12 protein-coding genes are annotated in these 13,947 nt (G+C 67.4%); 5 read left to right on the top strand and 7 right to left on the bottom strand.

The genetic code is table 11. The annotated features are described in order from the left end of the window. The first annotated feature begins 40 nt into the window (after nucleotides 1–40). Both ACQPXB_RS30350 and ACQPXB_RS30355 read left to right on the top strand, forming a co-directional pair. Nucleotides 41–1,528, top strand: a complete 1,488-nt coding sequence (locus tag ACQPXB_RS30350) for an aldehyde dehydrogenase family protein (protein WP_432845291.1) — start codon at nucleotides 41–43, stop codon at nucleotides 1,526–1,528. Nucleotides 1,529–1,760: 232 nt separating this feature from the next. Beyond that, nucleotides 1,761–2,555: an IclR family transcriptional regulator gene (locus ACQPXB_RS30355; RefSeq protein WP_432845292.1), complete on the top strand. Its 795-nt coding sequence runs from the start codon at nucleotides 1,761–1,763 to the stop codon at nucleotides 2,553–2,555. Between the two features lie 116 nt (nucleotides 2,556–2,671). On the opposite strand, the gene ACQPXB_RS30360 is transcribed toward ACQPXB_RS30355, so the two are convergent. The 7 genes from ACQPXB_RS30360 to ACQPXB_RS30390 all read right to left on the bottom strand — a co-directional run bounded on the left by ACQPXB_RS30360 (nucleotide 2,672) and on the right by ACQPXB_RS30390 (nucleotide 12,246). Continuing rightward, nucleotides 2,672–3,211 (bottom strand): hypothetical protein, encoded by a 540-nt coding sequence (locus tag ACQPXB_RS30360; RefSeq protein ID WP_432845293.1) that lies wholly within the window; start codon nucleotides 3,209–3,211, stop codon nucleotides 2,672–2,674. Nucleotides 3,212–3,445: 234 nt separating this feature from the next. After that, on the bottom strand, nucleotides 3,446–4,912 hold the full coding sequence (locus tag ACQPXB_RS30365; RefSeq protein WP_366581427.1) for an aldehyde dehydrogenase family protein: 1,467 nt from the start codon (nucleotides 4,910–4,912) through the stop codon (nucleotides 3,446–3,448). A gap of 28 nt (nucleotides 4,913–4,940) precedes the next feature. Continuing rightward, nucleotides 4,941–5,702, bottom strand: coding sequence for an SDR family NAD(P)-dependent oxidoreductase (locus tag ACQPXB_RS30370; RefSeq protein WP_432845294.1), 762 nt, complete (start codon nucleotides 5,700–5,702; stop codon nucleotides 4,941–4,943). After that, nucleotides 5,699–5,992, bottom strand: a complete 294-nt coding sequence (locus ACQPXB_RS30375; protein ID WP_432845295.1) for a hypothetical protein — start codon at nucleotides 5,990–5,992, stop codon at nucleotides 5,699–5,701. The genes ACQPXB_RS30370 and ACQPXB_RS30375 overlap by 4 nt, the downstream gene beginning before the upstream one ends. Then, entirely contained in the window at nucleotides 5,989–7,983 is a 1,995-nt protein-coding gene (locus ACQPXB_RS30380; RefSeq protein WP_432845296.1) for a hydantoinase B/oxoprolinase family protein, read from the bottom strand. The genes ACQPXB_RS30375 and ACQPXB_RS30380 overlap by 4 nt, the downstream gene beginning before the upstream one ends. A gap of 13 nt (nucleotides 7,984–7,996) precedes the next feature. Next, entirely contained in the window at nucleotides 7,997–10,096 is a 2,100-nt protein-coding gene (locus tag ACQPXB_RS30385) for a hydantoinase/oxoprolinase family protein (protein ID WP_432845297.1), read from the bottom strand. A gap of 767 nt (nucleotides 10,097–10,863) precedes the next feature. Next, nucleotides 10,864–12,246, bottom strand: a complete 1,383-nt coding sequence (locus ACQPXB_RS30390; protein WP_432845298.1) for a PLP-dependent aminotransferase family protein — start codon at nucleotides 12,244–12,246, stop codon at nucleotides 10,864–10,866. A 73-nt stretch (nucleotides 12,247–12,319) separates the two neighbouring features. Between ACQPXB_RS30390 and ACQPXB_RS30395 the strand changes: the two genes are divergently transcribed. Genes ACQPXB_RS30395 through ACQPXB_RS30405 form a run of 3 tightly spaced genes read left to right on the top strand, consistent with a single transcriptional unit; the run spans nucleotide 12,320 to nucleotide 13,883 of the window. After that, complete coding sequence (locus ACQPXB_RS30395) at nucleotides 12,320–12,472, top strand: hypothetical protein (protein WP_386949707.1); 153 nt, start codon at nucleotides 12,320–12,322, stop codon at nucleotides 12,470–12,472. A gap of 14 nt (nucleotides 12,473–12,486) precedes the next feature. Continuing rightward, a complete protein-coding gene (locus ACQPXB_RS30400) occupies nucleotides 12,487–12,957 on the top strand; it encodes a pyridoxamine 5'-phosphate oxidase family protein (protein ID WP_432845299.1) in 471 nt (156 codons plus the stop codon). Next, complete coding sequence (locus tag ACQPXB_RS30405; protein WP_432845300.1) at nucleotides 12,957–13,883, top strand: quinone oxidoreductase family protein; 927 nt, start codon at nucleotides 12,957–12,959, stop codon at nucleotides 13,881–13,883. The genes ACQPXB_RS30400 and ACQPXB_RS30405 overlap by 1 nt, the downstream gene beginning before the upstream one ends. Nucleotides 13,884–13,947: the final 64 nt, after the last annotated feature.

The raw sequence follows: 13,947 nt of genomic DNA on the forward strand, positions 1-13,947 counted from the left end.
ACTCCCCTGGCCGGATCATTCACCTCCGAAGGAACGATTCATGACGCTCACCAGCTCACCCGAGATCGATCTCGGCGTCCGCGAATACGACCAGCTGATCGACGGGACTTGGACCTCAGCGCGGAGCGGCGCCACGTTCGACTCTCTGAACCCACTCGACGGGTCCGTGTTCGCGCGGGTACCGGCCAGCTCTCGCACGGACATGGCCGATGCGGTCGCCGCCGCCGATCGGGCCCAGCCGAAGTGGTCAGCGATGTCACCCTCCGCCAAACAGGCGTTGTTCCTCCGCGCGGCCGAACTTCTCGAGCAGCGAAGCCAAGCGGTTGTGCGGGCGTTGGCTGCGGAGACCGGGGCCGGCTTTGGCTTCGCGATGTACCAGATGACGTGGTCCGCCCAGCTGCTGCGGCTGGCCGCCGGCTGGGTCTTCGAAAGCAAAGGCAAGATCCTCACCACCGACCACCCCCACACGATGCAGTTCGCGGAACGAAAGCCACTCGGGGTTGTTGCCAGCTTCTCTCCGTGGAACGGCGCAAACCTGCTGGCCTGGCGCGCCGTGGTCGCGCCGCTCGCGGCCGGGAACACTGTGGTGCTCAAGCCATCGGAGGAAGCCCCGGTGACCGGTGGTGTGCTGATCGCGCAGGTTCTGCACGACGCCGGATTCCCCGCCGGGGTGATCAACGTCGTCACCCATGCCGCGGCCGACGCCGCTGCCGTCTCGGAGGAGTTCTACGAGAACCCCGCAGTGCGATGCCTGTACTTCACCGGATCGGCTGCCACCGCCAAGATAATCGCGGCCCGCGCAGGGGCCGCGTTGAAACGAACAGTGCTTGAGCTCGGCGGCTACAACCACATGATGGTCCTCGACGATGCCGACCTCGACCACGCGGCCAAGCTGGCGGCATTCAGCTCATTCTTCCACCAAGGCCAGACTTGTATGAGTGCCCGCCGGATTCTCGTTCAGCGCTCGGTCTACGACGAGTTCCTCGCCAAGTTCTCCGCGGTGGCCCGGTCCATGCCGATGGGAGACCCGAGCGAACCGGACACGATCTTCGGCCCGTTGATCAACGACCGAGCCGCGGGCGCCGTACGCGCGAGGATCGATGACGCGGTAAATGCCGGCGCTCGAATCTTCTCCGGCGGCGTCAATGACGGTCGGATGTTCGAGCCCACCATCATCGTCGACGCGCCCGATGAGAACGATCTTTCGTGTGAAGAGACGTTCGGGCCGGTCGTGGTCGTCCGGCCGATCGATAATGACGACGAGGGCGTGGAGCTGGCGAACGCGAGCCGCTACGGGTTGTCGTTCTCCGTGGTCACCGGCGACACGAGCCGCGGGATGGCAGTGGCATCGCGGATCAACAGCGGTGCCGTGCACGTGAACGGCCCGACGATCGACGACGAACCGCACCTGCCCAACGGTGGCACCAAGGAGAGTGGTTGGGGACGTTCAGGGCCTGACGCGCTCAACGACTTCAGTGAGCTGCGATGGATGAGCGTGGAGCTGGGTACCCGTCACCTGCCATTCTGAGACTCACGTTCGTCACGCTGAGGCGCGGTGGCCCCGATAGAGATCTACCGGGGCCACTGTGCGCCACGGAAGGAGAAGGTCGGCCATTGTCGGTCACCGTTCTTCCACAATCCCACGCGGCGTTCATGGGCGGCAAACTCGACAACCGTAAGCTGGCAGTGAGTGGGACAGCTTGGAGTGGAAACCAGCGATTACGGTTCACCGGACCAGCCCCGTGCCGTAAGCTTTTATCATGAAGAAGCCCGCTCTCGACCCCGCCCGGGCTCATTCGCCGGCGCCACAGTACCCGATTGATTCGGTCGACAAGGCTCTTCGGGTCCTGTTGCTGCTGGGGGATCGTCCCGAGCTGCGGATGACAGAGGTGGCCGAGTACTTGGAGGTGGCATCTTCCACCGCACACCGGCTGCTGGCGATGCTGCAATACCACGGTTTCATCCGGCAAGACCCCCGAACCAAAGCGTACCGGCCGGGCACGTCGCTCACTGCCGTGGCGTTCTCCGTCATGCAGCGGTTCGACGTGCGCGAAACGCTCCGTCCATTTCTCGAGGAACTCAAGAACGAGTTCGCCGAGACCGTCCATCTGGCGATCCTCGACGGCACCACGGTGCGGTTCATCGACGCCTTCGAGAGTACGCGCGCGGTCCGCGTCGCGTCGCGGCTGGGCCAGGCGATGCCGGCCAACTGCACATCGACCGGCAAGGCGCTGTTGGCGGAGTTCTCGACCGAAGACCTGCACCGGATGTATCCCGACGAGCAGCTCGAAACCCTGACCGTCAATTCGGTGGGAACGCGCAGCGAACTGAAGCGAGAGATCGAACGGGTCCGGCGGCGCGGGTACGCGACGAGCAACGAGGAGAGCGAGGACGGCGTGGCATCGATCGCCGCCGCCTTCCCCGCCGGCAACCTCCCGGCCCGGCTCGCGATCAACGTTTCCGTACCCGTGGGACGCCTGTCGCGCGTGGAGGTCCGGCATGTCGGCCAGCGTCTCAAAGAGACGATCGCCCAAGCGGTCCTGCTACTGCACTAGTGCTTGTCTGACAAAGGGTCTTGGCGTGTGACGCCATGCAGTCCGTGCGTCGCGGTTCCAGTTGCTGTCAGACGATCAGTGGGCGTTGATCGAGGACCTGCTGAGCATTCGGTGGGCTATTCCTCGATTGTCAGCTGCGTCGGGCCCGCGATGTGACGCTTCTGTTGGACAACGACGTGGTCGAGCTGCGCCGCCAGGCGCGGGATCGTCGTTGATGCCAGGTAGGTCTCGGCGCCCGCGTCGATCATGCGGCGGATCGGCCCCTCGTAGCGGATGCCCCATTCCGGGTCCTCGATCTCGGCGACAACGACACGCGCCTTCGGGTACGTCTCGCGCAAGGCGCTGATCAGCTGCGGGCTCACCGGCGGCACCAGCACCACATCCGCGGTCTTCGGCGCGGAGTGCAAGTCCAGCACGATGTAGTCCGACCCCAACTGCTCGGACAGCGCCGCACGGGCCGCACGGGACAGCTTCATCGTGGTGGCCACGACCGTCGGGTTGTCGTAGCCTTCCCGCGTGCCGGGATCGACGTCGAACGCGGTGCTTGTCACGGTCGCGATCGGTTCGCCGTCCCTCGTGATCACGAGGTCCTCGCCGCCGATGATGAGGTCCGCGACGTCCTGAGGCAGCTGCCGCACATCGATACGGGTCGTCATGACACTCGATCATGGCACAAAATGCGGTGCAGCAACTCGGCCGGCGAATCACCGACGCCGTCAACGCCCACACACCCGGGCTGCTGCAGCGATACGGCGTCGGTCCCGACACCGCCGCGGCGCTGCTCCTGGCCGCCGACGCGGCCCTCTTCACGATCGTCACATTTCACGGCCCCACCCTGTGCACTTGCGAGTGCAGGGAGTGCTCAGGGTGGGGCCTGCGACGTACCGCTTTCACTCCATCACAACGGTCACTGCTTTGGTTTCAGTGTAAGACAGCAGCTCGTCCACCGACTCTTCACGGCCGACGCCCGACGACTTCACGCCGCCGAACGGGAGGCCCCAGTAATGCCGGGAACTTCCGTTGATCCATACGTAGCCGGCCTGCAACTCGCTCGCGATCCGGTGAGCGCGGGTGACGTCACTGGTGAAGACTCCCGCGGTAAGTCCGTATTCGCTGCTGTTGGCGATGGCCACCGCTTCGGCTTCGTCGCGGAATGTCAGCACCGACAGCACCGGACCGAAGATCTCGGCAACCGCGGCCGGATTGTCGGGAGAAATTCCCGCCAGCACCGTGGGAGAGACGTACCACCCGTCCGGTCCGACAGTGTCGGGTCGACCGCCTCCCGCGAGCGCCTTGCCGCCCGCAGAGGTTGCCGCAGCGATGGCGTCCAGGGATTTGTCGTACTGGTTGCAGGAAATCACGGGACCCATCTGAGTGTCCGCGTCGAGCGGGTGGCCGACGCGAATCGATCGGACATGTTCGACGACCGCTTCGAGAACCTGATCGGCGATCGATTCGTGGAGCAGCAGCCGGCTGGTCGAGCCACAGGACTGACCGGCCGTGGCCGTGTAGTTCATCCCGAACACCGCGCTCTCGACAGCTCGGTCCAGATCCGCGTCGGGCAGCACGACAAGGGCGTTCTTGCCGCCCAGTTCGAGGCTGACGTACTTGACACCGGCCTCGGCGGCTGAGCGTTGAATCATCCGGCCGGTGTCGGGAGCACCGATGAAACCGATGCGCCGGATCAGTGGATGCGCGACAAGCGCGGCTCCGCTGACCGCGCCGCGCCCGCTGATGACCGCGCAGAGATCGGGGCCGAAGACTTCGGCTGCCAGCTCCGCCATTCTCAATGCGGACAGAGGCGTCTGGTCGGGAGCCTTGAGCACGACCGCGTTGCCTGCAACCAGTGGCGCCGCGACCTTGGAGGCGGCGAAGAACAGCGGGTGGTTGAACGGCACAATGCGCGCGACGACGCCGTAGGGCTCCTGCAGGCTGTAATGCAGGTTGCCCGACAACGGATAGGTCGACCCACCGAGCTGCAGTGCGTGGTCGGCCATGATGTCGACGATCGTCGCCGCGGCGCCGACATCCGCCCGCATCACCGGCAGCGGGAAGCCGGCGTCGATCGTGTCGATCGTCGCCAGTTCCTCCTCATGAGCGCGGAGGAGCTCGGCGAACGCGCGAACCTTCGCGGCGCGGGCACGCACAGGTAGTTTTGCCCATTCACGCTGAGCTTCGGCTGCCGCGCGGACGATCTCGTCCACTTCTCCGGCCGAGCAGTCGGGTGCGTCGGTCAGGCGCCGGCCGGTCGTGGGGTCTTCGATCTCGTACCGGTTCCGCGTCGGCATCGGGCGGCCGTGAAGCTGCACCTCCCAAGACCGGTCGACGACGGTGGAGAGCAGGTCCCGCGTGGTCATGTGGGGAGTCCTTCACTTGTCGGAGGAGTCATCGGTGAAGCAACCCACCGCTGACGGAGAGGACTTGTCCGGTGATGAAACGGCTGTCGTCGGAGAGCAGGAACGCGACAACACCGACCATGTCCTCGGGTCCGGCGTCGCGATGGAGTGCTTGCGCGGCGTGCATCGCTTCCTTTTGAGCCGCCGAGACAGTCCCCCGGGGCACCTCGGTGTAAGTGGGGCCGGGCGAGATCGCGTTCACGCGGATTCCGTCGCCACCCAGTTCGCGTGCCATCGAGTAGGTCATCCCGGTCACGCCGCCTTTGCTCGCGGTGTAGTGCAGGTACCCGGCGCGGCCCAGCCACACGGCGTCGGAGGAGACGTTGACGATGCTCGAGTCACCGCCCAGCCTCAGGGCGGGCAGTAACGCCGTGGTCAGCAGGAACGGCCCACGCAGGTTGACGGCCATGAGGCGGTCCCACTCTTCGACCGGGATCTCCCAGAACGGGCGCATCACGATCGTCGAGAAGATGGCCGCGTTGTTCACCAGGCCGTGCAGGCTGCCGAACTCACGGTCGACGAACTCGGCGAAGGCGCGACACGAAGCCTGGTCGCCGACGTCGAGGTAGTGGAAGCGCGCATTGCCACCCGCTTCGGTGATCTCGGCCGCGACCTTCTCCCCGGACTCGGTGTTGATGTCGGCGATGACGGCGGTCCCACCGTCCGCCGCGACGCGCTGGGCGTAGGCGCGCCCCAATCCTTGCCCTCCGCCGGTGACGACGACGGTGCGTCCCTCCAGAGAGGTACTCATGCGCCCACCACCAGGGAGCGGTGCCGTGAGGACGGTTCGTCGCCGGGCACGATTTCGGCCTGGAGCTGGGTCAGGCACTGGGGGCAGAAAGTTTGCCGGAAGACCACGGGCCGGTCGGTGAACCGGGCCGCGTCTTCCCGGACGGACGGTCCGGCGCTGGCGGGCAGGGTTTCCCGGACCAAGGCGTCGCGCATCGGTGCCGCGGCATCACCGAGAACCTGTGCGCAGTGCCGGCAGACGACTTGCCCGTCCGGTTGCTGTTCGAGGTTGTCGTCGAGGAAGAGCGTCATGCGTTGGCCTCCTGGCGGTCTTCGTCCAGTCCGGCACGGCTGCGCCGGAGTGCTGCGCGGCGGGTTCGCGTCGCTTTGGTGTCGACGGTGCCGTCTGCCGTGAGGACGACGCCGTAGACGTCCGCCGCTCCGGCCGGCGAGACCTTGTGCGCGATCACATCGGCCGCGACCGCCTCCGGATCACGCAGCATCGGGTCCCCGTATCCGCCGCCGCCCTGCCAGTGCGTGAAGTAGACGTCGCTGCCGCCGAGCTCCGTCTCGTGGTGCGTGGGCAGCACGTCCGGCTCGCCGCCGAGCTCGGCAAGCGACGACGGGATGCGCCCGTCGGCGAAGTCGGCGTGGACGGTGGTGGACCTCAACAGGACGTCGTGCTGGGTTCCCGCGGGGAGCCCACCGGCGAGGCCGCCGGCCAGGGGAAGAGCCTTGCCGGGTGCGGAGACGACGAGGTGGACGCCGCCCAGCGGGCTGTCGTAGGGGATGAAGCAGCTCGAAGCGCCGACCCCACCGCGGTAGCGACCCGGGCCACCCGAGTCCGCCTCTTCTCGGCGCCACAGGTAGAGCATGGGAAAACTGAACTCGTTCATCTCGACGTCCGCGACGCGGCCCATCGGGATGCACGCCAGGCCACCGGTATCGACGCCGTCGGAGTGGGTCCGCGCACCAAGGCCGCCGGCCATCGAGTCGCACAGCATCGTGACGAAACCACCGCCGCGTTGGTCGACGCCCGCGAGCAAGGCGAAGTCCCACGTGCCGCAGCAGACGCTCATCAGGCGCTCGCGGTGCCGGGGGTGGGCGTCGAGCAGCCCGGCCAGGCATTCGGTGACGACGTTGGTGGTCGCCCAGGCGGACGCGACCGAGGCCTTGCCGATCCCCGCCGGGAAGGTGCAGTTGTTGATCGTGCCGGGTTCGCTGACGATGTCGAGGCAGCGGTAGAGGCCGCCGGGTGCCCAGGGGATGTCCCCGCACAGCGTGGTCAGCAGGACCGGCATGATGCCCCCGCGCAGGCCCGCGTAGGTGCAGTTGATCAGGCCGTCGACCTGAGGATCGGTGCCGGTGAAGTCGAAGGTCAGCTGGTCGCCGGTCTTGGTGAGGGTGCAGACGATCTTGTAGATGCCGCGGTCACCGGAGCGGGCGGAGTCCTGGTGTGCGACCGAAGTCCAGGAACCGTCCGGGAGTTCGGACAGTTTCGTGCGCAGCCGCGACTCCGCGTCGTTGAGCACGCGGCGCATGACGGCTTTGACGGTGGCGGCGCCGTACTTGTCGCAGAGCGCGCGCAGCCGTTCGTGCGCGACGTTGTTGGCCCCGATCTTGGCCCGCAGGTCGAGCGCGACCAGCTTGGGCACGCGCGAGCGCCGCAGGTACATGTCCTCGATGTCGGCACGGATCTCACCGCCTTCGACGATCTTGACCGGAGGGGTCGGCACGGACTCCCAGAACACGTCGGTCGCGCCGACGGACCAGCTGCCCGGCGAAACGCCGCCGAGGTCGACCTGGTGCGCGACCGCTCCGGTCCAGGCGAAGAGCTCGCCGTCGACGAACAGCGGCGCGAACAGGCTGACGTCGTTCTGGTGAAGGCCGCCGCCGACCCAGGGGTCGTTGCACAGGAACATGTCCCCCGGGCGAATTCCGGGACGTGCGGCGCGGTGCCGCAGTGTCCAGTTCGCCGCCATGTCCAGTGACGCGGCCAGTTCGGTGTTGTAGAGGCCGACCTGGACGACGTCACCGACCTCGTCCATGATCGCGGCGTCGAAATCGTTGCAGTCGGTCACCACGACCGAGCCGGACATGCGCTTGAGGGCCTCCCCCATCTCCTCGGTGATCGAGGTGAGGCGGTGGCGGATCACCTCGTAGGTGAGGGGGTCGAGGCCGTCCACGACGGACTGCTCGACGTCGTGCAGGCGCACGGCGTCGCCGACGATCCGGCGGGTCTCGGCGGGAGACGTGGGCAGGTTCGCGAATTCCTCGGAACCGGAAACGGGGATGACGGGCATCGGCGCGTTCCTCTCAGGCCTTGGTGTAGCTGATGACGAGGTTGCCGAGCCGATCGACACGGCCGATGCAGCCTTCGGGCAGGGCGACCGTCGTGGTCGGGGCCTCGACGACGGCGGGGCCCTTGATTTCCTGGCCGGCCCCGAGGGCGCGGTAGTCGAAGATGTCGGCGCGCTGCCAGCCGCGGCGCGCGTCGAGGAAAACCTGGCGGGTGCTGGACGGGACCGGCGCTTCGGTCGCGACGCCGACCTCTGCCAGCCGAGGTCGGATCGGCAGCTCGCCGACCGCCTGCGTGCGGTAGGTGATCAGCTGCAAACCCGCCTCGGCGAACCCGGACCCCTTGCCGTACAAGCGTTCGTAGAGCTCACCGAAGGCGGTGGAGACGTCCTCCAGCCCGGCCGTGTCGATCGCGCCGGCCGGGACCGGTGTCGGGACTTCGGCGAGCTGCATCGTGTAACGAAGGTCGGCCTCGTTGCGGTAGATGACGTTGCCGAACGCCAGCTTCTGCACGCCCAGCCGGCTGTCCAGCTCCGAACGCAACTGCGCGAACGCCGCGTTGAAGTCCTCCGCCGGGTTGGGGAAGTTGCTCGGCGACGACAGCTCGGCGGTGAGCACGATGTCCGACGCGGCCAGGCCGTAGGCGGAAAACACCGCGGCGGTCGGTCCGAGCGGGACCACCACTTCCGCGACATCGAGGTCGGCCGCATAGCTGGCGCAGTGCATGGGGCCCGCGCCGCCGAAGGCGTAGAGCGCGAAATCGCGTGGGTCCTGCCCGGAAGTGACGACGACTTTGCGGACGAGGTCGGCGGTCTGGGCGTTCTGGATGGCGTAGATCGCGGCCGCGGCGTCGTCGACGGACAGGCCCAGTGGCTCGGCGATGTGCGTCCGCACGGCCTCGGCCGCGAGGTCCTTGGACAGCTTTTTGCGGCCACCGAGGAAGTTGTCCGGGTTGATGATGCCGAGCAGCAGGTCGACGTCGCTGACGGTCGGTTCGGTGCCACCCTCGCCGTAGCACGCCGGGCCCGGCCGCGCACCGGCGCTGCGCGGACCGACGCGCAGGTTGCGCCCCGGGTCGACCCAGGCGATCGCGCCGCCGCCGGCGCCGATGGTGTGCACGTCGACCATCGGCACGTTCAGCTGGTACTGGTTGAGCACCGTGCTCGTCGTGGCCACCGGTTCACCGTCGACGACGAGCCCCGCGAGGAACGTGGTTCCGCCCATGTCGGTGGAGATCACGTTGCGGTGCCCCAGGGCGTCGGCCAGGCGGGTGCAGCCCACCACACCTCCGGTCAGGACGGAGCCGATCGTGGTGATCGCCCGAGACGGGGCGTCACCGGAATCGACGCAGCCGCCCGAACCCTGCATCACGAGCAGCGAACCACCGAAGCCGAGAGAGCGCAGCTCGGCCTCCAATGGCCGCAGGTAGTCCCGCAGCCGCGGGCCGACCTGGGTGTTCATGATCGTGGTGGCGCTGCGGGCGTACTCGCGAATCCGTGGGCTCACATCGCAGGACAGCGCCACGTACAACCCGGGCGCCTCCTCCGCGATCAACTCGCCCACCCGCCGTTCGTGCGCGTCGTTTCGGAAGCTCCACAACAAAGACACGGCAATGGCCTGTGCGCCGGCCGCGACGAGCTCGCGAATCGCGATCCGGGTTGCCGCTTCGTCCAGGGCCACGACCTCGTGTCCCTTGTGGTCGATGCGCTCGTCGAGCTCGCGAATCAACTGCGGCGGCACCAGCGGCTTCGGCTTGTTCGTCAGCACCATGTCCTGGACCTGGTCCGAGCCGAGTCCCGCGTAGCGCCCTTCGAGGTTCATGATCGCGATCGAGTCCGCGTGCCCGCGCGTGGTGAGGAAACCGACCGTGGCCACGTCCCCGGTGACCAATGCGTTCAACGTCGAGGTCGTCCCGTGCACGATGTAGTGGGTGTCGGCGAGCAGCTCGGCGGTCTCGATCTCGAGCGCTCCGGCTAGTTCGTCCAGAACCGCGAGGAACCCCCGGGAGAAGTCGGGCGGAGTGGACGGAGTCTTGGTCGCGGCCACCCGTCCCGCCTCATCGGCGGCGAAGGCGTCCGTGAACGTGCCCCCGATATCGATGCCTATCACGTACGCCACGGATTGCTCCCTCTACTCGACATTGACCAGAGCTCCACTTGGGATGGAGACACGGTAGACAGCCGCGTGCTCTGTTGTCCAGTGCGAGTTTCTGCCTGGCAGAGAACACCGCGCGTCCGGGTGACGGTTCCGACGTTTCGGCCCAGGGTTCGGCGGAAGCAGTGGACCTCGCCACGCGCTTGACGTCGGTCAGGCGGAACGCGTTTCGAAGTGATCTCCCGCTCGACGCGGAGTGGTCCGCCACGCAGCGGAACGGCAGCAGTTGCCGTTGTCCGACAACGCTTTGTCAATCAGTGACGTTGCAGTCGGCCAAACCGATCGGCACCGCGCACACCGTGGAACCGGCCGGCCCGAACCGGCCGTCGATCCGCACGGGCGTGGGCCGGGCGCAGCCGAAGGTTCGCGGTTCGGGACTTGGGCGCGCGGATGCGCTGCCGGGCCGTGCAGCGCCACATCGTGGCGCTCGGCGCAAGAATCAAAACTACTTCGCGTCTCCGCAAGGAATGTTTTCGCGCAGCTCGAAATACTTCGAACGTCCTATGTCCGACCGGCGGCAGCCATGTGAGGCAGCATGCAGCACCGGCGACAGAACGTGCCAATGCACCTTCTGTCGTTGGACATACCAGGACCGGCATATCACCGTGCTCGGACAAGCTCTCGCGGGATGCCGGCCGCGGCCGGCGGCAAGAGTGATGCCGACGGCGCCGGATCGAGAGCCGGACCCAGCCTCGCCGCTCCCGGCAACCTGTCGGAGTTCGAGCCTGAGGTCACCGGAACGTGAGGGTGGCAAGCAGGGCGATGGCCTCGTCGATCGCGTGGGGGCTGATGTTGCCGTAACCGATCACTACACCGTGCGGGTTTGCATCGGGGTTGAGCTGGTAGCGGGTGATGGAGTCGAATGCGATCCCGACCGCACGGGCGCGCGCGGTCAACTGATCGGGGTGCGTGTCGTCGAGCTGGGCGGCGAGAGTCTGCACACCGGCTGGTGTCCCGACAAGCCTCAAGGGCGCGTTGTGGCGGGCGATGGCCTGTTCGAGTGCCTGCCGCGCGGTTCGGTAGCGGTTCCGGGCAGCGCGGATGTGGCGGTCGTAATCACCGACCTCGATGAGATGCGCCAGAGCGAGCTGATCGATGGCCGGGCTGCCGTGATCGGCGAGGAACTTGTTGGGCACCAGCTCGGCGTGCAACTCGGCCGGGCTGACCATCCAGCCCAGGCGAACCGCCGGGGCAAGGGTCTTACTGGCGGATCCGAGGTAGACGACGCGGTCGGGTGCACGGCCTTGCAAGCAGCCCACGGCGCGACGATCGAAGCGGAACTCTCCGTCGTAATCGTCCTCGACGACTAACGCACCGCACCGCCCGGCCCAGGCCAGTACCGCCTCCCTCCGGGCGGGTGCCATGATCGCGCCGGTCGGGAACTGGTGCGCCGGGGTGGTCAGTACCGCGTCGACACCCCGCTCCGGAAGTTGGTCCACGAGGACACCGTCGGCATCGACCGGGACCGGCAGGACCGTGAGACCAGCCTGGCGCAGGATCGGCGCGCGGTGCGGCAATCCTGGGTCCTCGATTGCGACGGTCCGGGCGCCCCGGGCACGCAAGGTGTGGGCGAGTACGTGGAGACCTTGGGTGAAGCCCGCGCAGATCAGCAGCCGCTGTGGGTCAGCGTCCACTCCGCGGACCCGGCCGAGGTAACCGGCCAGCACCCGACGCAGCCGGGGATGCCCGGCGGGGTCGGGGTACTCCAGATCGGAATCCGCGGCGGCATCCACGGCGGCAGTCCACGCGCGCTTCCAGAAGCGGCGCGGGAATCCCGACAGCGTCGGAAGGCCCGGACGCAGGTCCCATCGCACCGCGCGCTCGAATGTCCGGGGCGGAGCGGGCGCGTTGGTCACCGGTGGCAGGGGAAGGTCGGAGACGCGGGTGCCGGAGCCGGTCCGGCTGATCAGATAGCCCTCGGCGGTCAGCTGGGTGTAGACCTCGACCACCAGGCGCCGAGAGACTCCGAGGTCTTCGGCCAGTACGCGGCTGGCCGGCAACCGCTGGCCGGCCGCGAGCCGACCGGTTCGCACCGCGTCACGCAGGGCGCTTTCGAGCTGGACCCGACGGGGCCGTCCAGGCCGCGGCGGTTCGATCGGCAAGAAGAGTTCCACCCCGGAAGTGGTACCCATATCCGTCATGGATTTGGACTCTACCCCGGGTCCGAATGCTGACTAGCCTGCTGACATGGAAGAAACCAGCGTGCTTTCGGACATCCCGCTGGTGACTGTCGACCTCCGTGAACTGGAGCACGGCGAAGGCGACGATCAGGTGTCGCCGTGGGCTGCCAGGCGCTCGAACCGGATTCGGGTGTGGCCGACCGGGGCACATTCGAAATGACAGGAGTCGAGGAGATGATCAACGCCGACATGCGGCTGATCGTTGAGGCCGCCAAGCTCACCATCGTCGCGACAGTGCGACCCGACGGCTCGCCCAGCCTGTCGCCGAAGGGGTCGGCACGGGTGTACGACGACAAGCACATCGCGTTCATGAACATTGCCTCACCCGGGACGATCGCCAACCTCACCGCGGACCCACGTCTCGAGATGAATGCGGTGGACTTCCTCCGAAGACGAGGCTACCGCTTCACCGGAAGGGCGACGATTCATGGTCGTGGAACGTCGATTCACCAGTGGCTGCACAGCTGGCTGCTCGACCTGAACGGACCGGATTACCCCGCCCACGAAGCGGTTCTGGTCCGCATCGATCACGTCCAACCGATCACATCGCCCGCTTACACTTTCGGCGGTGCCGATGAAGGCGCACTCGTTGCCGAGTGGTCCGACAAATATCGGATTGTTCAAAATGAAATGGAGAAAATGTGATGCGTGCCGCTGGTGTGCGCGAAATCGGTGGCCTGGTCGAGGTATTCGACCTCCCCGAGCCTGATGCCCCGGGTCCGGGCGAGGTGGTGATCGAGGTTGCCGCGGCGGGTGTCGGCAACTGGGACAACATCGTGCGGACGGGGGCGTGGGACGTCGGGCTGACACCGCCGATGGCGCTGGGCGTGGAAGTCGCCGGAACGGTTGTCGCGGTCGGTTCGCAGGTCACGGACTTTCGGGCGGGCGACGAGGTCCTCGGTCACCCGCTTCCGCTGAGCCACCAGGGTTGCTGGGCCGAGCGCGTGGTTGTGGACGCGGGCCTGATCGCGCGGAAGCCTGCCGGCGTGTCGTGGGAGACGGCGGCCGCATTCCCGGTTCCCGCCCTGACCGCGGAGCAGGTCCTGTCGGAGTCGCTCAAGCTCGCCGAGAACCAGACCTTGCTAGTCCACGGCGCGGGCAGCACCACTGGCGGATTGGCCGTGCAGCTCGCCGCGCTGCGTGGCGCCCGCGTAATCGCCACTGCGGGACCGTCGAGCGCCGCTCGGGTCACGCAGGCCGGAGCGGCCGAGGTCCTCGACTACCACGACAGCGAATGGCCCGACCGCGTCCGTGAACTGACCGGCGGCCTCGGCGCCGACGCCGCCCTCAACGCGGTTCCCGGGGGCAGCACCGCCACCATCGCGGCGTTGCGGGAAGGTGGCCGGATGGCGACCATCACCGGCGACCCGCCGGCGGCCGAACGCGGCATCGGCGTCACCAACGTCTACGTGCGCCCAGACGCCACCCAGCTCGTAGAGCTCTCGGCGTTGCTGGGCGATGGCCGGCTGACGCTGTCGGTGGGCGCCGTGTTGCCACTGGCCGAGGCAGCGACAGCACTCGAGCACGCCATCTCCGGTACCAAGGGCGGACCGGTCGTCCTTCGTACCTGACCACGATTTACCGATAACTGAACCCGTTCGCCTCCCGCACATCGGCGCCGGCGTCGCAACACCC

Source organism: Amycolatopsis sp. CA-161197 (assembly GCF_050942255.1).
GTDB lineage: Bacteria > Actinomycetota > Actinomycetes > Mycobacteriales > Pseudonocardiaceae > Amycolatopsis.